Annotated in this window: 20 protein-coding genes; 11 read left to right on the plus strand and 9 right to left on the minus strand. The window is 64.4% G+C overall.

The genetic code is table 11. The features are described from left to right. The first annotated feature begins 53 nt into the window (after positions 1-53). Complete coding sequence (locus MUB52_RS06595) at positions 54-902, plus strand: ferredoxin--NADP reductase (protein ID WP_263843402.1); 849 nt, start codon at positions 54-56, stop codon at positions 900-902. Positions 903-953: 51 nt separating this feature from the next. Here MUB52_RS06595 and MUB52_RS06600 read toward each other — a convergent pair whose 3' ends face one another. Beyond that, entirely contained in the window at positions 954-1,694 is a 741-nt protein-coding gene (locus MUB52_RS06600) for a translation initiation factor 3 (RefSeq protein WP_263843403.1), read from the minus strand. A 291-nt stretch (positions 1,695-1,985) separates the two neighbouring features. Between MUB52_RS06600 and infC the strand changes: the two genes are divergently transcribed. Then, the gene (infC, locus tag MUB52_RS06605; RefSeq protein WP_263843561.1) at positions 1,986-2,444 is read left to right on the plus strand and encodes a translation initiation factor IF-3; all 459 of its coding nucleotides are present in this window, start codon (positions 1,986-1,988) and stop codon (positions 2,442-2,444) included. 123 nt (positions 2,445-2,567) lie between these two features. Beyond that, the gene (locus tag MUB52_RS06610; protein WP_263843404.1) at positions 2,568-3,281 is read left to right on the plus strand and encodes a DUF1868 domain-containing protein; all 714 of its coding nucleotides are present in this window, start codon (positions 2,568-2,570) and stop codon (positions 3,279-3,281) included. A gap of 19 nt (positions 3,282-3,300) precedes the next feature. Here the strand turns inward: MUB52_RS06610 and MUB52_RS06615 are convergent, their stop codons facing one another. Continuing rightward, on the minus strand, positions 3,301-4,305 hold the full coding sequence (locus MUB52_RS06615; RefSeq protein WP_263843405.1) for a molybdopterin-binding protein: 1,005 nt from the start codon (positions 4,303-4,305) through the stop codon (positions 3,301-3,303). After that, complete coding sequence (locus MUB52_RS06620) at positions 4,302-5,270, minus strand: XdhC family protein (protein WP_263843406.1); 969 nt, start codon at positions 5,268-5,270, stop codon at positions 4,302-4,304. Before MUB52_RS06620 ends, MUB52_RS06615 begins: the two co-directional genes overlap by 4 nt. 164 nt (positions 5,271-5,434) lie before the next feature. Between MUB52_RS06620 and MUB52_RS06625 the strand changes: the two genes are divergently transcribed. Genes MUB52_RS06625 through grxD form a run of 3 tightly spaced genes read left to right on the plus strand, consistent with a single transcriptional unit; the run spans position 5,435 to position 6,352 of the window. Beyond that, entirely contained in the window at positions 5,435-5,671 is a 237-nt protein-coding gene (locus MUB52_RS06625) for a BolA/IbaG family iron-sulfur metabolism protein (RefSeq protein WP_263843407.1), read from the plus strand. Between the two features lie 4 nt (positions 5,672-5,675). Then, positions 5,676-5,993 carry a hypothetical protein gene (locus MUB52_RS06630; RefSeq protein ID WP_263843408.1) on the plus strand — a complete coding sequence of 106 codons (318 nt, stop codon included), beginning with the start codon at positions 5,676-5,678 and terminating at the stop codon, positions 5,991-5,993. Further along, on the plus strand, positions 5,990-6,352 hold the full coding sequence (gene grxD, locus MUB52_RS06635; protein ID WP_263843409.1) for a Grx4 family monothiol glutaredoxin: 363 nt from the start codon (positions 5,990-5,992) through the stop codon (positions 6,350-6,352). Before MUB52_RS06630 ends, grxD begins: the two co-directional genes overlap by 4 nt. An 85-nt stretch (positions 6,353-6,437) precedes the next feature. On the opposite strand, the gene MUB52_RS06640 is transcribed toward grxD, so the two are convergent. Further along, positions 6,438-6,830, minus strand: coding sequence for a cell division protein ZapA (locus tag MUB52_RS06640; protein WP_263843410.1), 393 nt, complete (start codon positions 6,828-6,830; stop codon positions 6,438-6,440). After that, positions 6,830-7,315 (minus strand): hypothetical protein, encoded by a 486-nt coding sequence (locus MUB52_RS06645; RefSeq protein ID WP_263843411.1) that lies wholly within the window; start codon positions 7,313-7,315, stop codon positions 6,830-6,832. The genes MUB52_RS06640 and MUB52_RS06645 overlap by 1 nt, the downstream gene beginning before the upstream one ends. 279 nt (positions 7,316-7,594) lie before the next feature. On the opposite strand from MUB52_RS06645, the gene tkt reads away from it, so the two are divergent. Next, positions 7,595-9,640: a transketolase gene (gene tkt, locus MUB52_RS06650; RefSeq protein WP_263843412.1), complete on the plus strand. Its 2,046-nt coding sequence runs from the start codon at positions 7,595-7,597 to the stop codon at positions 9,638-9,640. 17 nt (positions 9,641-9,657) lie between these two features. On the opposite strand, the gene MUB52_RS06655 is transcribed toward tkt, so the two are convergent. Continuing rightward, positions 9,658-10,617: a DUF808 domain-containing protein gene (locus MUB52_RS06655; RefSeq protein WP_263843413.1), complete on the minus strand. Its 960-nt coding sequence runs from the start codon at positions 10,615-10,617 to the stop codon at positions 9,658-9,660. Positions 10,618-10,830: 213 nt separating this feature from the next. Between MUB52_RS06655 and gap (MUB52_RS06660) the strand changes: the two genes are divergently transcribed. From gap (MUB52_RS06660) to gap (MUB52_RS06670), 3 genes are all read left to right on the plus strand, one after another. After that, positions 10,831-11,832: a type I glyceraldehyde-3-phosphate dehydrogenase gene (gap, locus tag MUB52_RS06660; protein WP_263843414.1), complete on the plus strand. Its 1,002-nt coding sequence runs from the start codon at positions 10,831-10,833 to the stop codon at positions 11,830-11,832. A 101-nt stretch (positions 11,833-11,933) separates the two neighbouring features. Next, positions 11,934-12,077 carry a hypothetical protein gene (locus MUB52_RS06665; protein ID WP_263843415.1) on the plus strand — a complete coding sequence of 48 codons (144 nt, stop codon included), beginning with the start codon at positions 11,934-11,936 and terminating at the stop codon, positions 12,075-12,077. A 58-nt stretch (positions 12,078-12,135) separates the two neighbouring features. Further along, positions 12,136-13,137, plus strand: coding sequence for a type I glyceraldehyde-3-phosphate dehydrogenase (gap, locus tag MUB52_RS06670; protein WP_263843416.1), 1,002 nt, complete (start codon positions 12,136-12,138; stop codon positions 13,135-13,137). 90 nt (positions 13,138-13,227) lie between these two features. On the opposite strand, the gene coaD is transcribed toward gap (MUB52_RS06670), so the two are convergent. From coaD to MUB52_RS06685, 3 genes are all read right to left on the minus strand, one after another. After that, on the minus strand, positions 13,228-13,725 hold the full coding sequence (gene coaD, locus MUB52_RS06675) for a pantetheine-phosphate adenylyltransferase (RefSeq protein ID WP_263843417.1): 498 nt from the start codon (positions 13,723-13,725) through the stop codon (positions 13,228-13,230). A gap of 80 nt (positions 13,726-13,805) precedes the next feature. Beyond that, on the minus strand, positions 13,806-14,240 hold the full coding sequence (locus MUB52_RS06680; RefSeq protein WP_263843418.1) for a CBS domain-containing protein: 435 nt from the start codon (positions 14,238-14,240) through the stop codon (positions 13,806-13,808). Between the two features lie 59 nt (positions 14,241-14,299). Then, positions 14,300-15,196: a LysR family transcriptional regulator gene (locus MUB52_RS06685; protein WP_263843419.1), complete on the minus strand. Its 897-nt coding sequence runs from the start codon at positions 15,194-15,196 to the stop codon at positions 14,300-14,302. Positions 15,197-15,343: 147 nt separating this feature from the next. Between MUB52_RS06685 and MUB52_RS06690 the strand changes: the two genes are divergently transcribed. Then, the gene (locus tag MUB52_RS06690; protein ID WP_263843420.1) at positions 15,344-16,843 is read left to right on the plus strand and encodes a CoA-acylating methylmalonate-semialdehyde dehydrogenase; all 1,500 of its coding nucleotides are present in this window, start codon (positions 15,344-15,346) and stop codon (positions 16,841-16,843) included. The last annotated feature ends 9 nt before the right edge of the window (positions 16,844-16,852 follow it).

The following is a 16,852-nucleotide window of genomic DNA, read 5'->3' on the forward strand; positions in this document are numbered from 1 at the left end:
CAACCACTCTTTCTAAACAGGAGCCGCAGGTGTAAGCCTGCGTTGACACATTCATGACCGAGCAGACCCCCGTGACCGAAGCTTCCGCCGTAAAAGTGCCCACGCTGCCCGATGCGCAGACCGTGACCGCCGTTCAGCATTGGACCGATCGCTTGTTTTCCTTCCGCGTGACGCGGCCCGCCTCGTTGCGGTTCCGGTCGGGCGAATTCGTGATGATCGGCCTCATGGGCGACCCTGACCCCAAAACGGGTCGTCAGAAGCCACTGCTGCGCGCCTATTCCATCGCCTCGCCGTCCTGGGACGAGGAGCTAGAGTTCTACTCGATCAAGGTGCAGGACGGTCCGCTCACCTCGAAGCTGCAGCACATCCAGCCCGGCGATGAGATCATCCTGCGCCCCAAACCCGTCGGTACGCTGGTGCATGACGCGTTGCTGCCCGGCAAGCGCATCTGGTTCTTCGCGACGGGGACCGGGTTTGCCCCCTTCGCCTCGCTGCTGCGCGATCCGCAGACCTATGAGGACTACGAGCAGGTGATCGTCACGCACACCTGCCGCGACGTGGCCGAGCTGGAATACGGCCGTCAGCTGATCGACAATCTGCGCAAGGATGAGCTGATGCTGGAACTTCTGGGCGAGGAGAACCTCGCCAAGCTCACCTACTACCCGACCACGACCCGCGAAGAGAGCCCCAAGATGGGGCGCATCACCACGCTGCTGAAAGACGGGACTGTTTTCGCGGACTTGGGGATCGACGGCATCTCGCCCCAGACCGATCGCGCGATGGTCTGCGGCTCCATGGGGCTGAACATGGATCTGAAAGAGATCCTCGAAGGCTTCGGCCTTGAAGAAGGCGCCAATTCTGACCCCAAGCACTACGTCGTGGAAAAAGCCTTCGTCGGCTGACCTGACCCGAGACAGAAAGAAGCGCCCGGGCCTGTGACCCGGGCGATCGTGTCACTCAACGCCGAGCGCGGTCCGCAGCTGCTCGAGCGCGGCCTGCAGGACTTCCGGGTTGTCCTGTGCCTCGCGCACGGTATTCGTCAGCAGCAGTTTCTGCGAGGTCCCGAGGTCGGAATTCTCGATCATCTCCGACACTTTCGCGAAGTCGAACCCCTCGACGGTCAGCGCCTCGGGTGTCTTGGCCTCGTCAACAGCAGTCGCTGCGTCCGAGGATGCATCTTCGGTCGCAACGGTTGCCGCCGTCTCCACCGTCGAGGCCGCGTCCTCTGTCGCATCGGTCGCTGTGTCAGTGGCCGTCTCACCGGCGCTAGCTGCCGTGTCGGTTGCCGTCTCAGCGGCTTCAGTCGCGGTGTCCGTGGCGGTCTCGACCGCCTCGGCAGTCGCGTCCGCCGCTTCTTCCGCCGTGCCGGTCACACTGTCGATCACGTCGCTGGCGGCCTCGGTGGTGGCCGTGGCTGCGTCTTCGACGAGGTTTGCCGCGCCCTGGGCGGCATCGGTTGCAGCTTCGGTCGCGATGTCGACCGCATCACCTGCTGCATCGGCAACCGTGTTGGCGGCCTCGTCCACCGCTTGAGCGGCGTCGCCAATTGCCTCTTCCGCGGCTTGCAGCGGCTCGGCGTCCTCCACCGTCTCGGTCGATTGCTGCACGATCTCCGCGGGGTTCTGCCCCGAATAGAGCAGGTATCCTCCCCCGATGATCAGGGCAGCCAACAGGATCCAGATCAGATTTCGCATCACAGTGTTCCTTTTCTAGTGTGCGGGCATCCGCCAAATGGACGCATGTCCGCGTCCTCATGTCAGTTGCGCATCAGAGGTAAAACCATCAAGGGGGAAAAGCGTTCCATTCGGCCCGTTCCAGCTTATTTTGCCGCTTGAAGAAGCCCCGCGCGGCAGTTAACTTGCAAGCCCATATTTACCAACAATTCAAGGACGACCACCATCGCTCGCAGACCCCACAACGCACCGCCGCAGAGAGACACCGGCCCGCGCGTCAATGAAAAAATCCGAAGCCCCGAAATCCGCCTGATCGGCGCAGACGGAGAGAACGTCGGAGTCGTCTCGCCGGACCGAGCCATGGCCATGGCCGACGAAGCCGGCCTCGATCTGGTCGAGATCTCGCCCAATGCGAACCCGCCGGTCTGCAAGATCATGGACTTCGGCAAGTTCAAATACGAACAGCAAAAGCGCGAGAGCGAAGCGCGGAAAAAGCAGAAGGTCATCGAGATCAAGGAAGTCAAATTCCGTCCGAACACGGATACGAACGACTACGACGTGAAGATGCGCAACGTCTTCAAGTTTCTCGATAACGGGGACAAGGTGAAGGTCACCTTGCGGTTCCGCGGGCGCGAGATGGCGCATCAGAACCTTGGCCGCGAGCTGTTGGAGCGGGTCGCCGAGGACACCAAGGACAAGGGCCGTGTGGAGAACTTTCCCAAGATGGAAGGGCGCCAGATGGTCATGCTGATCGGTCCGCTCCCGAAGTGAGCCGCTGATCATCTTTGACACCAAAAGCGCCCGGCTTCGATGTGCGGGCGCTTTTTTGTTGGGCGCAACGCACGCTTCGCACTGACCGAAGTGCCGCGCAATTCGAGAAAGGTCTCTTCGATCATGGCATCAGACGACATCGCGCAATATGCGGCGAGCAACAACCCCGCGCCGCCCGCGCGGCTGGGGCAGAGGTATGACGAAACGCGCTTCCTGCCGGAGCCCGGCAATACCGTCGTGTGCCACCTCGACACCGAGACCCCCGCGCATCAGGCGGTGCTTGACGCCCGGACGCGGCTGCGCGCACTGCCGGGCGCGGAGCGGTTTCTCTACACGCCGGTCAGCAGCCTGCACATGACCGTCTTCGAAGGTGTCATCGACACCCGGCGGACCGCTGACGCCTGGCCTGCGGGCATCGACCGCGACGCATCGGTCGCCGATGTGACCGAGACCCTGCGCAAACGTCTGGAGGACTTCAGCGGACCGCCTGACTTTTCCGTCAGGGCAATTGGCCTTCTGCCCACAGGCCTCGTTCTGGCCGGGGCGACAGCGGAGGACGAGCGCGTGATGCGTGATTGGCGCGAAGCGCTTGTGCAGCCTTTCGGCTATCGGCACGACGACCATGATGCCTATGGCTTTCACATGACCTTCGCCTACCCGACGACCTGGCTGCCAGATGAGCTGCTGCCGCTCTGGCGCGCGGAATGTGCCGCGATCCTCGCCGATCTGACGGCCGCGGCACCGCGCCTGCCGCTCCGCCCGCCGGCCTTCTGCACCTTCGAGGACATGACCGCCTTTCCCGAAGTCCTGGAACTGCGGCGCGGCTCAGCGGGCTGACGGCCTGCGGCGTGCTTCGCTATCGCGCAGACTTGCCCGCCCTTGGTTGCGGACGTGTCGGAATTTCCTTGAGCAAGCCACCCACCCCCATGCCGGCGATGTCCTCGTCGCTTACCGCGATGCCGCACATCACCCGCGCCAGCACCCAATCAGCGCCATTGAGCGCGGGCGAACGCGCGCACCCCGGCAGCCCGATCACCGGCTGCGCATCCAACTGCCCAAGAAAGAGCAGATTGCCCGGATCGACCGGCATGCCAAACCGTTCGACGGTGCCGCCGGCCTCCCGCACGGCCGCGGGTGCCACATCGTCAATGTCAGATGTGGCCGAGCCGGTCAGGATGAGCGTGAGCCCGCGCGCATCCTTGCGCAACGCGTCGGCGAGGGCGGCCGCCTGGTGCGCGACAACCGTGGGCGGCGCAAGCTCCAGGCCGAAGGCTGCCACCCGGTCGGCAATCGCCGCCTGGCCTTTCGTGCCCGCCCCGCCGGGGATATCGGTGATGATCAGCCGCACCTGATCCACCACCGGCGGCGCGAGCCGGATCGCGGAGCGTGCCAGCGCGCAGGCGGCCTCCAGAGCCGCAGCGGGCACCGCGTAGGAGATGATCTTGATCGTCGCGACCATGCCGCGGGCGGCCATCTGCTGATACGGCGGGACGGTGGCGAGCGTGATCATCGGGTGCACCCGGTTCACCGCTTCGAGGGCTGCCACATCCAGCACCACGACCCCGGCCGCTCCGGCGAGCAGATTGACCCGGCCCGTGAAGGGCTTGGTGACCTCAAGGTGCTGCCCGTCCGGATCGGGAACAAGGGCTGCGGCAAGGCGGCGCGCCGCCTCGTCTTCGATCACATCGCCCGCGACAAGCCGTGCGACGATCACCTCCTGGATCCCGGCCTCCGCAAGCGCTGCGATGTCATCGGCATCGAGCATGCGCCCTTTGCGCAAGCGGCGGCGCGCGCCAAGTGCCACCGAATGCGCCAGCACTGCGCCTTTCGCCTGTGCCGTCGCGACGGGGCCGAACTTCACGCCCCGCGCCTCAGCACGCGCGTCATCTCGGCCAAGATCGCCACCGCGATCTCGGGCGGCCCAGCGGCCCCGATATCGAGCCCGATGGGTCCGTGGATGCGCTCCAGCCGACTGGCGTCTATCCCCGCCTCGCCAAGGCGCTGCATGCGAGAGGCATGTGTCCGTTTGGAGCCCAGAGCGCCGATGTAGAACGCCTCCGAGCGCAGAGCGATCAGCAGGGCCGGATCGTCAAGCTTCGGATCATGGGTCAGCAACACGACCGCGGTGCGGCTGTCGACCCCGATCGCGTCGAGCGCCTCGTCCGGCCAGTCGGACAGGATCCGCTCGCCGGGGAAGCGCGCTTCCGACCCGAAGGCTTCGCGCGGATCGACGATGTAGGGGTCATAGCCCGCGATCCGCGCCATCGGCACAAGCGCCTGCGCGATGTGCACCGCGCCTACGATCACCAGCCGCAGCGGCGGGTTGTGAATGGCGACGAAGACCTCGCCCTCGGTCTCGAAGCCCGAGCGATCCATCGCGAAGCGCTCTGGGTAGCTGTCCCGGACCAGGCGGCGCGACCCGGTGGTCAGATTGACCTCATAGGCCACCGGCTGGCGTGCGGCGCGGGCCTCCATCAGATCGCGGAGCAGGCCTGCGGGCAGCACCGCGCCGACAGGTTCGACAAGAATGCGGATCGTCCCGCCGCAAGCGAGACCCACCGCGAAGGCATCGCCATCGCTGACCCCGTAATCCAGCAGACGCTGTTCACCTTTCTCCAGCGCATCGGTCGCCTCCAGAACCACGGCGCCCTCCACGCAGCCCCCCGAGACGGAGCCCTGCATCTCGCCGTCGCCGGAAATCACCAGCTGCGCGCCGACCCGGCGGGGCGCCGATCCCCAGGTCTCAACCACAGTGGCGAGAACCGCGCCACGCCCGTCCTCGTGCCAGGCCAGCGCCTGTTCGGGTGCATTCTCGAAAACGTCCATAGCACTCCTCCTCCTCGCGGCGAGACTATTCCTGATCGTGGACGGCTTGTCTGCTCCAAAATGACAGCGCAAGCAGCGGATTGTCAGGATGGACCATTTGGCATCTTGTCCCCGTCCCGCCTGCCGCTTACATCTGAGGGAAGACTGAATGACGGAGCTGCCGCATGCCCATGCACGCCCAGGAAATTGAAGACCTTCTGCGCGCCAGTTTTCCCGATGCAACCATCGAGGTGCAAGGCAACGACGGGGTGCACATGTCCGCGATGGTGATCGATGAAAGCTTTCGCGGCAAGAACCGCGTTCAGCAGCAACGGGCGGTCTACGCCGCCTTGAAGGGCAAGATGGACGGCTCGAACGGCGAGTTGCATGCGCTGGCGCTGACGACTCGGGCGCCGGATTGAGCCTATGGCGCTTTGGCAGTGGATCAGCTGGCCTTTCCGACGTGAACCGCGGCGCCCGCTGGCCTACCGCCAGCCCCAACGCAGTATCGACGTGAACAGCGCCGCGCCACTAGGCCTTGAAGCCATGGATCTGGCGCAGATCGACGCCGTCAACCGGCGGAATGCGGCGCTGGAGCGCGTAAGCAACCCCTTTGCGCCCCACCAGACCCGGGCCCTTTCCCCGGAGGGCGCCGAGACAGCGGTGACTGCGCCCCCGGACGATGAAACCTATGCCGCGCGGTACCACCGCGCCTACAACCCGAAAGAAGGCGAGACGCGATGACAGACACAGCGACAGAAATCAAAAAGACCATTGATGCAAACGATGTGGTGCTTTTCATGAAAGGCACCAAGGAGATGCCGCAATGCGGGTTTTCCAGCCGTGTCGCAGGCGTGCTCAACTACATGGGCGTGGAGTTTTCCGACGTGAATGTCCTGGCCGATGAGTCGATCCGGCAGGGGATCAAGGAGTTCTCTGACTGGCCGACGATTCCCCAGCTCTATGTGAAGGGCGAATTCGTCGGCGGATGTGACATCATCACCGAGATGACGCTCTCGGGCGAGTTGGACACGCTCTTGGAGCAAAACGGCGTGACATTCGACAAGGACGCCGCGGACAAGATCCGCGAAGCCAACGGCTGATCACGCGCCATAGGAGAGGGATCGGCGGCGGCGCCCCCCTTTCGTCGAGCGGCCGGTATCCGACGCTACGCCAGGAGCAAAGGCCTCAGGCCTTTGTCTTTTCCTCGACCGAAGCTGCCAGAGCCTCGGCCCGCGCGGCCAGCTCGGCCAGCGTATCGCTGACGGCCTGCGGCACAACCGGCACCTCGATGCGCTCGGGCTGGGCCCGCGTCTCCCGCAGATTTGCGAGCTCCGCCTCACAGGCGGTCAGTTTCGCCTGCACTTCGGCGACGCGGTCTTCGACGCTCGCGGTCTTGTCGGCCAGCATCAACCCCGCCATCAGCAGCATCCGCGCCTCGGGCATCCGCCCGACCTGATCCGCCAGCACCTGGGCCTCATCGTCGAGCATCTTCGCCGCTGTCTGCAGATAGTGCTCCTCGCCCGCCTGGCAGGCGACGTCGAACTGGCGGCCCCCGATCAGAATCGTCACTTCGGGCATCAGCTCGCCTCCTCTGCTTCTGCCGGCGCCGCATCCAGCAGCGGCGTCAGCGCGGCAATGATCTCATCGGCTTCCGCGATCTCTGCGGCACGGGCCGCGCGCAGGGCTTCAAGCTCGGCCATCATCGCCGTGTTGATCAGATGCGGCTCGCCCACACCTTCGGCATTTGCCGCCCGCAGTGCCTCGCAGGCCTCTGCAAGCTGACCATTGGCCCGGCGCAACCGCTGCAATTCCAGATCAAACCGTTTGAGACGCTCTTCCGTCTCGACCGCCTTCGCCTGCAGGTCTGCAAGCGCCTCGTCATGGCGCTCGCCCAGCACGCGGATGCGCTCGGTCAACTGGGCGTTGGTTGTCTTCTCTTCCTCGAGCGCCTGGGTCAGGGTCGCGACCTCATCGCCGCCCGCCGGGCCAAGGGTGTCGAGGCCGCGTGCCACGCGGTCCATCGCGGCCATGATCCGGCTGTGCAAGTCTTCGATTTCGCTCATACCCACCTCATTTTATCGCTCCCGGCGCATCGCCCGCATTCGAACACGGCCGAATCGCACCGGATTGACGGAAGATTAACGGCAATCCGCAAAGGCAACAATTATGCTGTGCTTTGGGATCAAGCGCTTGGCCGCCACTGTTGAAGCGATGGGGTCTGCAAACCCGCGGCCCGCCCTTGATCTTTGCGGGGCGGCTGATATGCAGCGCTGAAGCGCTGGCCCGACCAGCAGACCAGCGCCCGGCAAGGGCGCGCTCGACGGACAAAGGATACCTTCTTCGTGGATCTCAAAGCTCTCGCAACCGCGCACCCCGATCATTGGGCCAAGGCCACCGCCATCCGCGCCTTGACGCTAGACGCCGTGGCCGCCGCCAACTCAGGACATTCGGGCATGCCGATGGGGATGGCGGATGTGGCCACGGTGCTGTTCGAGAAACACCTGAAGTTCGACCCGTCGCAGCCGAACTGGCCGGATCGCGACCGGTTCATCCTGTCTGCGGGCCACGGCTCGATGCTGCTTTATGCGCTGCTGTATCTCACCGGCTACGAGGACATGACTCTAGACGAGATCAAGGCCTTCCGCCAATGGGGCTCGCGCACCGCCGGCCACCCCGAATACGGCCATGCGGCGGGCATCGAAACCACGACCGGCCCGCTCGGCCAGGGCATCGCCAACTCCGTCGGCTTCGCCATGGCCGAGGAGATCCAACGCGCCACATACGGCAAGAAGGTCGTCGACCACTATACCTATGTGATCGCGGGCGATGGCTGCCTGATGGAAGGCGTGAGCCAGGAGGCGATCACGCTCGCGGGGCGGCACCGGCTATCGAAGCTCATCGTGCTTTGGGACAACAACAACATCACGATCGACGGGCCCGTGACGCTGGCCGACCGCACCGACCAGGTGATGCGCTTCAAATCTGCAGGCTGGGCGGTGCTCGAGATCGACGGCCATGACCCCGAGGCGATTGACGCGGCGCTCACGCAGGCCAAGAAGGGCAACAAGCCGACCATGGTGGCTTGCAAGACCCATATCGCCCTGGGACACGCCGCACAGGACACCTCCAAGGGTCACGGCGCGCTGACCGATGCGGACCAGCTGCTGGCCGCGAAAGAAGCCTATGGCTGGAAGACCGGGCCTTTCGAGGTCCCTGCCGAGGTGAAATCCGCCTGGGAGGCCATCGGGGCCCGCGGAGCCGAGACGCGCCGCGCCTGGGAAGAACGGTTCGACACGCTGCCCCGCGGCAAGCGCGAGACCTTCAACCGCGCATACGCCCGCGAGGTGCCCAAGAAACTCAGCGCGGTGATCAAGGCCTTCAAGAAACAGACCTCCGAGGCCGCGCCAAAACTCGCCACACGCGCGAGCTCGGAGAAGGTGCTGGAGGTGATCAACCCGGTGATGCCGGAGACCGTGGGCGGCTCGGCCGATCTCACCGGGTCCAACAACACCAAGACAGCCGATCTCGGCGTCTTCGACGTGGACAGCCGGAACGGGCGCTATGTCTACTGGGGCGTGCGCGAGCACGGGATGGCGGCGGCGATGAACGGCATGGCGCTGCACGGCGGCATCCGCCCCTATGGCGGCACCTTCATGTGCTTCACCGACTACGCACGCCCGTCGATGCGGCTGGCAGCCCTCATGAAGATCCCCACGGTCTTCGTCATGACCCATGACAGCATCGGCCTCGGTGAAGATGGCCCCACGCACCAGCCGGTGGAGCACCTCGCGATCAGCCGGGCAACGCCGAACACGCACGTCTTCCGCCCCGCCGACACCGTCGAGACGGCGGAAGCCTGGGAGCTGGCGCTGACCTCGAAGGACACCCCCTCGGTGCTGTCGCTGACCCGCCAGGGCCTCAGCACGGTCCGCACCGAGCACAAGACGAAGAACCTGACCGCCCAGGGCGCCTATGTGCTGGCGGACGCCGAGGGCAAGCGTCGGGCGATCCTCTTGGCCACCGGCTCGGAAGTGGAAATCGCCATGGCTGCCCGCGATCTCCTGCACGCCGAGGGGATCGGCACGCGCGTCGTCTCCATGCCCTGCTGGGAGCTCTTCGAGGCGCAGGATGACGCCTATCGCAAGCGCGTGTTGCCGGGCGGCCCGGTGCGGGTCGCCGTCGAGGCAGGCATCCGCTTCGGCTGGGACCGCTGGCTCTTTGGTGAGCGGGGGCGCCGCGAGAAGTCGGGCTTCATCGGCATGCACGAGTTCGGCGCCTCGGCGCCTGCGGCCAAGCTCTACGAGGAGTTCGGCATCACTGCCGAGGCGGTTGCACAGAAAGTCCGCGACCTGCTCGACGGCAAATGGGCCCCAAGCCCGCTGGTCTAACCGGAGGGGTGCCGCCGTTAGTGCGGCACCCGGTCCCGTCCGCTCACAGCGGCGAAGAGCGGCGCGACCACCCGGGTGACCACGGGGATCAGCAGCATCCCCAGCACCAGCCCGAAAATCCCGTCGAAGATCGCCGTCACCAGCCATTCGCCAAAACCGGAGTTGGGTGAGATCGCAACGGCAATGTGGTGAATTTCATCATAGAGCCAGGGCATGCCCAAGACGTCCAAGCCGTGGATGATGATCGAGCCGCCAACCCAGAGCATCGCCGCCGTGCCCACCACGGTCAGAAGCTTCAGAAGCTTCGGCATGCCCTTGACCAGCCCCGCCCCGAGCGCACGGCCACCATCGGTCCGACCATTTGCCGCCAGCCAGACACCGACGTCATCCATTTTGACGATCAGCGCCACGGCCCCATAGACGAAGACGGTGACCGCGACGCCGGCAAAGGCCAGCGTCGCCGCTTCGAACCAGAAGCTGTCGGCCTCGATGTTCGACAGGATGATCGTCATGATCTCGGCCGAGAGGATGAAATCGGTCTTGATGGCACCCTTGACCCGCGTTTCCTCGAGATGCAGCGGATCGCCGACCGACATATCCTTCTCCACATGCGCGTCGCCATGCGGGAAGAGCCAGTGAAAGACCTTCTCGGCCCCTTCGAAGCACAGATACGCCCCGCCCAGCATCAGCAAGGGCGTGATGACCCAGGGTGCAAAGGTGTTCAGCAGCAAGAGCGCCGGCATCAGCACGACCATCTTGTTGAAGAGCGAGCCCTTGGTGATCTTCCAGATGATCGGCAGTTCACGGTCGGCCTCGAAGCCCGTCACATACTTCGGCGTCACGGCGGCATCGTCGATCACGACACCGGCAACTTTCGAACCCGCCTTGGCCGCCTGCCCCACCACATCGTCAACCGAGGCCGCTGCCACCTTGGCAATGGCTGCCACGTCGTCCAGCAACGCGAGTAACCCGCTCATCCCGTTCTCCTTCCGCCGACTCCCGGTGCACCGCAGAGGTAGAGCGATGGTTCGGCTTTGGCAATCCGCCCATGATTGCGCTCACATGACAGCCTTGTGACGGTCCGGCCCCGAGGTTTATCGCTAACACGCGGAAAACACGTCATTTTAACCATGACGCAGTGCAGCATTTCCGGCTATAGAGGCCGCATCTGTTGGGTTTGGAGAGTGATCATGACCATCAAAGTCGGTATTAACGGATTCGGGCGTATCGGGCGGTGCACGCTGGCGCATATCGCAACCTCGGGCCGAAACGACATCGACGTGGTCGCCATCAACGCCACCGGGCCGATCGAGACCGCCGCGCATCTGATCAGATACGACTCGGTGCATGGCCGCTTCCCCGGCAACGTGGTGGTGGGCGCCAATTCGCTCGATCTGGGCCGAGGCCCGATCCGCATGATGTCGACCTATGACATGAACGCACTCGACTGGACCGGCGTCGACGTGGTGCTGGAATGCACCGGCAAGTTCAACGACGGCGACACCGCGAGAACTCATATCGGGCGCGGCGCGAAACGGGTGCTGATCTCGGCGCCCGCCAAGCGCGTCGACCGGACCATCGTCTACGGTGTGAACCACCGCGACCTGCTGCCGAGCGATGCGGTCGTCTCCAACGGCTCCTGCACCACCAACTGCCTTGCACCGATGGCCAAGGTGCTCGACGAGGCCATCGGCATCGAGCGTGGCATCATGACCACGATCCATAGCTATACCGGCGACCAGCCGACGCTGGACCGCCGCCACGACGACCTCTACCGCGCCCGTGCCGCCGCCATGGCGATCATCCCCACCTCCACCGGGGCCGCCAAGGCCCTGGGCGAGGTGCTGCCCAATCTCGCGGGCAAGCTCGATGGCACGGCCATGCGCGTGCCCACGCCCAATGTCTCGGCCGTTGATCTGACCTTCGAGGCCCCGCGCGACGTGACGGTGCAGGAGGTCAATGCTGCCCTTGAGGCCGCCGTCAACGGCCCGATGTCGCGCGTGATGGCCTATGACCCCGAGGCCAAGGTCTCTATCGACTTCAACCATACCGAGCAAAGCTGCATTGTCGCCCCGGACCAGACCAAGGTGGTCGGCGGGCGCACCGTGCGGGTGCTGGCGTGGTACGACAACGAATGGGCATTCTCCGCACGTATGGCGGATGTGGCGGTCAGCATGGGCCATCTGGGCTGACCGCACCCCCTAACCCGCCTTGCGGGTCCCGAAACAGGCTGTCATACCATGGCGCACGGCGGCGTCAGCCACCGTGGGATTTCGGGCAGGGAAGACGTCGCATGACAAACCGCATTGCGCTTGTCCTGGGGGTGCTGATCACCGGGTTCGTGATGGTCGACATGCTGCTCTTCGGCACGGAGCACGTTGTCTTCATTGGGAAAAAACTTCTCGATCTGATTGAATGGCTCTCCTTCTGGAGATAGGACACCACGCCAGACCGCGCTGCCGCCGCCGCGATCTGCGACATACGAAAGACCGACGATGGCACTCAGGCTTGGGATCAACGGATTTGGCCGCATCGGGCGCACGGCGCTGCGGGTGCTCATGGAAAACGCGCGGGACGACATGCAGGTTGTCGCGATAAACGACCCGGCGCCGGCCGAGACGCTCGCGCATCTCTTCGAGTTCGACTCGACCCATGGACCCTACCGCGGGCCGCTGCGCTTTTCCGAACACGGTCTGGACCTGGGCAAAGGCCCCATGCGCATGACCTCGGTGCCGGAACCGGATGCAATCACCTGGCCCGATCTGGACATCGTGCTGGAGTGCAGCGGGCGGTTCACCGACCCGATCCGCGCGCGGGCCCACCTCAAGCGCGGCGCCCGGCGCGTGCTGCTCTCCGCCCCGGCCAAGGGGGCCGCGAAGACCATCATCGAAGGCGTGAATGCCGATACGATCGTCGCGGATGATCTGCTGATCTCGAACGGCTCCTGCACGACGAACTGCCTCGTGCCCATCGTGAAGGTCTTGCATGACGCCTTCACGATCCGGCGCGGGATGATGACCACCGTGCATTGCTACACCAGCAACCAGAGCCTGCACGATGCGCCCCATGCCGATCTCTATCGCGCCCGCGGTGCGGCGGTCTCGATGATCCCCACCACCACGGGTGCGGCCCAGACGCTAGGAGAGGTGTTGCCCGATCTGGCCGGGCGCATCACCGGTCAGGCGATCCGCGTGCCGGTCCCGAATGTCTCCTGCATCGATCTGTCGGTCGAAGTGGCTGCGGCAACGGACGCGCAGGCGGTAAACGCAGCGTTTCGCGCCGCCGCGCAGGGCGCGCTCTCGGGCATTGTCGCAACCACCGACCGGAAACTGGTGTCGTCCGACCTGAAGCAGGCCGCCGCCAGCGCCACGCTCGCCGAAGACCAGACACGGGTGCAGGACGGGACCTGGGTGCGCGTGCTGGCCTGGTATGACAACGAATGGGGGTTTTCCAACCGACTGCTCGAGGTCGCCGCACGAATGGGGCATCTGCTCTAGAGCGGGTCGCCTCCAGCCTGAGACAACCTATCGCGTTGATTTCATTGAAATCAGGCAGCGATAGGTGGTTCAAGTTCGAGGCGAAGTGCTCTAGGCCTTGCCCAAACGCGACAGCAGGGCATTTCGCACCTGCGGCGTGACGAATTTGCTGATATCTCCGTCAAGCCGGGCGATCTCCTTCACCAGCTTGCTGGCAATGGCCTGGTGCTCGGCCTCGGCCATCAGGAAGACCGTCTCGATGGTGTCATCGAGCTGTCGGTTCATGCCGACCATCTGGTATTCATACTCGAAATCGGCGACCGCGCGCAGGCCGCGCACGATGATCTGGGCGCCCACGTCGCGCGCGCAGTCGATCAACAGGTTCTCGAACGGATGCACCACGATCTCGATGCCGGTCTGCTGTGCGAGTTCAGCGCATTCCGCTTCGATCATCGCCACGCGGTCTTCGAGGTCGAAGAGCGGACCCTTGTCACGATTGATTGCAACACCCACCACAAGCCGGTCCAGAAGGACTGCGGCGCGTCGGATGATGTCGATATGGCCCAGGGTGATCGGATCGAAGGTGCCTGGATAGAGGCCAACGCGCATGTGGGCTCTCCTGTCGTGGATATTCCGGCCAACCGACCATTTCAGCCCGACAAATGCAAGGCGTTAACGCCCGCGCAGCATCAATGCCCCATGATCATGCCTTCCAGCGCGTCTTTCTCCATCGACAGTTCCATCAGCTTGGCCTTCACCACATCGCCGAGCGAGATGACCCCCACCAGCTTGCCCCCCTCCAGTACCGGCATGTGCCGGAAACGGCCGTCGGTCATCTTCTGCAGGACACTGTCCGCGGCGTCGTTGCTGCCGCAGGTCACCAGCTTGGTCGTCATGATGTCCTCAACAGGGCGTGACAGGCAGCCGGCCCCCCGCGCGCCGATCTCGCGCACGATGTCCCGCTCCGAGAGGATACCATCCGCGTTGGTGCCATCCCGCGAGACGACGACCGTCCCGATCCGCTTCTCCGACAGAATCTTCGCCGCTTCGCTTACCAAAGTGGCCGGAGATACCGTCACAATGTCATGTAAGGCCTTGGTTTTCAGAATTTGGGACACCAACATGCCGCACCTCCTTAAGACGTGTTGAGACAGGTTCAGCGTCCCCGCAAAGTTGCACCAAGTCAAGCCAACGCTTCAAGCCGAAGAACTTCTGCGCGCAAACCTGCGGTCAGCGCCTGGGCAAAGCGGCTCAACCTCGGGTTACGCTGGTCGTCCGCGTGCCGGATGAGATAGAATGACCGGGTCAGGCCGATCTTGTCGGTCAGGATGCGCCGCACGCCCGGCATCGCCGGGACCGAGAAGTCATGGGCAATTCCGATCCCGCCGCCCTGCCGGATCCAGTTGATCTGCACCGAAACCGAATTCGACGCCAGCGGCACCCGGGCGAGCCCGAGATCGCTGAGGTAGTCAAGTTCGCGGTCGAAGATCATGTCGGGGATGTAGCCCACCACCCGATGCCGTTGCAGATCCTGCATGTCATCGATGGGCGGGTGCGCAGCGAGATAGGCCTCCGAGGCCACGAGGTGCAGCTTGTAGTCGGTGATCTTCTGAACCACGAGCCGCCCCGCCGTGGGGGCGCTGACCGCGACGGCCATATCGGCTTCGCGCCGTGACAGGTTGAAAACCCGCGGCAGGGCGACGATCTGCACGTCGAGGTCGGGGTTCTGATCAGAGATCGCCGCACAGACCTGTGGCAGCAGGTAGTTTGCACAGCCATCGGGCGCGCCGATGCGGATCTGACCGCTCAGCCCTGCGGTGGCGGCTGGCAGATCGGCCACCGCACTGCGCATCGCCCGCTCCACCGCTTCCGCGCGCGCGAGCAGCGATTGGCCCGCATCCGTCAGCGCATAGCCTTGCGGTGACTTCACGAAAAGCGTCGCCTGCAGAGCCGCCTCGAGCCTCTGCATCCGCCGGCCCAGCGTCGCCGGATCGAGCCGCAAAAGCTTGCCTGCGCCAGACAGCGATTGCTCCCGCGCGACGGCAAGAAAAAGGCGCAGATCGTCCCAATTCGCATCCATTGTTTCGTCGATCTCCCCCGACACCCCTGCCCGGTCGTTTTGCAAAAACACAAAACGACTTTGCCACCTTCCCTCTTCCACCCGCCTTTTTGCAAGACTATGCTCGCCGCGAACCCGGCAGGGCGCATATTTTGGCGGAGGATAACGATGCAAGAGCTCACCCATTATCTCAACGGCGCACATGTGAACGGCACATCGGGCCGCTTTGCAGACGTGATGAACCCCGCCACCGGCGAGGTCCAGGCCAAGGTGCCTCTGGCCTCCAAGGAGGAAGTGGCACGGGCCGTGGCCTATGCCGTCGAAGCCCAACCCGCCTGGGCCGCCGTGAACCCGCAGCGCCGCGCGCGGGTGCTCATGAAGTTCGTGGACCTCTTGAACCGGGACATGGACAAGCTGGCCGAAGCGCTCAGCCGCGAGCACGGCAAGACGCTGCCCGATGCCGCAGGCGATGTGCAACGCGGCCTCGAAGTGGTGGAGTACTGCATCGGCGCGCCCCAGCTTCTGAAAGGCGAATATACCGATAGCGCAGGCCCCGGCATCGACATGTACTCCATGCGCCAACCCCTTGGTGTCACGGCAGGAATCACCCCCTTCAACTTCCCCGCGATGATCCCCATGTGGATGTTCGCACCCGCCATCGCCTGCGGCAATGCCTTCCTCCTCAAACCGTCGGAGCGTGACCCGTCTGTTCCCTTGATGCTGGCGGAACTCATGGAAGAAGCGGGCCTGCCGAAAGGCGTTCTGCAAGTGGTGAACGGCGACAAGGAGGCGGTGGATGCCATCCTGCACGACCCGGTGATCCAGTCCATCGGCTTTGTGGGGTCCACCCCGATTGCTGAGTACATCTATGGCACCGGCTGCGCGCAGGGCAAACGCGTGCAGTGCTTCGGCGGCGCCAAGAACCACATGATCGTCATGCCCGATGCCGATATGGACCAGGCGGCGGATGCGTTGGTGGGCGCAGGCTATGGCGCTGCGGGCGAGCGCTGCATGGCGATCTCGGTCGCCGTGCCGGTGGGCGACGAGACCGCAGACCGGCTGATCGAGAAGCTTGTACCGCGGATCGAGAAGCTGAAGGTGGGCCCCTACACCGCCGGCAATGATATCGACTATGGCCCCGTCGTAACAGGTGCCGCCAAGGCCAATATCGAGCGGCTCGTGCAGAGCGGGATCGACCAGGGGGCGAAGCTGGTGGTCGATGGGCGCGATTTCAGCCTGCAAGGCTATGAGGAGGGCTTCTTCGTGGGCCCGCACCTCTTCGACCATGTCACGAAGGACATGGAGATCTACACAACCGAAATCTTTGGCCCCGTGCTCTCCACCGTGCGTGCGCAGAGCTACGAGGAGGCGCTCGGCCTCGCCATGGACCATGAATACGGCAATGGCACAGCGATCTTCACGCGGGACGGCGACGCGGCACGCGACTTCGCCAACCGCGTCAACGTCGGCATGATCGGGATCAACGTCCCGATCCCGGTGCCACTGGCCTATCACACCTTTGGCGGCTGGAAGAAATCGGTCTTCGGCGATCTGAACCAGCACGGGCCCGACGCCTTCAAGTTCTATACGCGCACCAAGACGGTGACCTCGCGCTGGCCCTCGGGCATCAAGGAAGGTGGCGAGTTCTCCATTCCGGTGATGGAATAGCTTCCGGCG

The sequence above is a fragment of the Roseobacter sinensis genome (genome assembly GCF_025755255.1).
In the GTDB taxonomy this organism is placed as follows: domain Bacteria; phylum Pseudomonadota; class Alphaproteobacteria; order Rhodobacterales; family Rhodobacteraceae; genus Roseobacter; species Roseobacter sinensis.

What these genes read in the sequence shown, in the direction of transcription:
- MUB52_RS06665 (WP_263843415.1), top strand. Translation starts at nt 11,934, where the DNA reads ATGACAAACCGCATTGCGCTTGTCCTGGGGGTGCTGATCACCGGGTTC.
- MUB52_RS06600 (WP_263843403.1), bottom strand. Translation starts at nt 1,694, where the DNA reads ATGCGAAATCTGATCTGGATCCTGTTGGCTGCCCTGATCATCGGGGGA.
- MUB52_RS06645 (WP_263843411.1), bottom strand. Translation starts at nt 7,315, where the DNA reads ATGAGCGAAATCGAAGACTTGCACAGCCGGATCATGGCCGCGATGGAC.
- MUB52_RS06655 (WP_263843413.1), bottom strand. Translation starts at nt 10,617, where the DNA reads ATGAGCGGGTTACTCGCGTTGCTGGACGACGTGGCAGCCATTGCCAAG.
- grxD (WP_263843409.1), top strand. Translation starts at nt 5,990, where the DNA reads ATGACAGACACAGCGACAGAAATCAAAAAGACCATTGATGCAAACGAT.
- MUB52_RS06640 (WP_263843410.1), bottom strand. Translation starts at nt 6,830, where the DNA reads ATGCCCGAAGTGACGATTCTGATCGGGGGCCGCCAGTTCGACGTCGCC.
- gap (WP_263843416.1), top strand. Translation starts at nt 12,136, where the DNA reads ATGGCACTCAGGCTTGGGATCAACGGATTTGGCCGCATCGGGCGCACG.
- MUB52_RS06685 (WP_263843419.1), bottom strand. Translation starts at nt 15,196, where the DNA reads ATGGATGCGAATTGGGACGATCTGCGCCTTTTTCTTGCCGTCGCGCGG.
- MUB52_RS06690 (WP_263843420.1), top strand. Translation starts at nt 15,344, where the DNA reads ATGCAAGAGCTCACCCATTATCTCAACGGCGCACATGTGAACGGCACA.
- MUB52_RS06595 (WP_263843402.1), top strand. Translation starts at nt 54, where the DNA reads ATGACCGAGCAGACCCCCGTGACCGAAGCTTCCGCCGTAAAAGTGCCC.
- coaD (WP_263843417.1), bottom strand. Translation starts at nt 13,725, where the DNA reads ATGCGCGTTGGCCTCTATCCAGGCACCTTCGATCCGATCACCCTGGGC.
- MUB52_RS06620 (WP_263843406.1), bottom strand. Translation starts at nt 5,270, where the DNA reads ATGGACGTTTTCGAGAATGCACCCGAACAGGCGCTGGCCTGGCACGAG.
- gap (WP_263843414.1), top strand. Translation starts at nt 10,831, where the DNA reads ATGACCATCAAAGTCGGTATTAACGGATTCGGGCGTATCGGGCGGTGC.
- MUB52_RS06610 (WP_263843404.1), top strand. Translation starts at nt 2,568, where the DNA reads ATGGCATCAGACGACATCGCGCAATATGCGGCGAGCAACAACCCCGCG.
- MUB52_RS06625 (WP_263843407.1), top strand. Translation starts at nt 5,435, where the DNA reads ATGCCCATGCACGCCCAGGAAATTGAAGACCTTCTGCGCGCCAGTTTT.
- MUB52_RS06680 (WP_263843418.1), bottom strand. Translation starts at nt 14,240, where the DNA reads ATGTTGGTGTCCCAAATTCTGAAAACCAAGGCCTTACATGACATTGTG.
- MUB52_RS06630 (WP_263843408.1), top strand. Translation starts at nt 5,676, where the DNA reads ATGGCGCTTTGGCAGTGGATCAGCTGGCCTTTCCGACGTGAACCGCGG.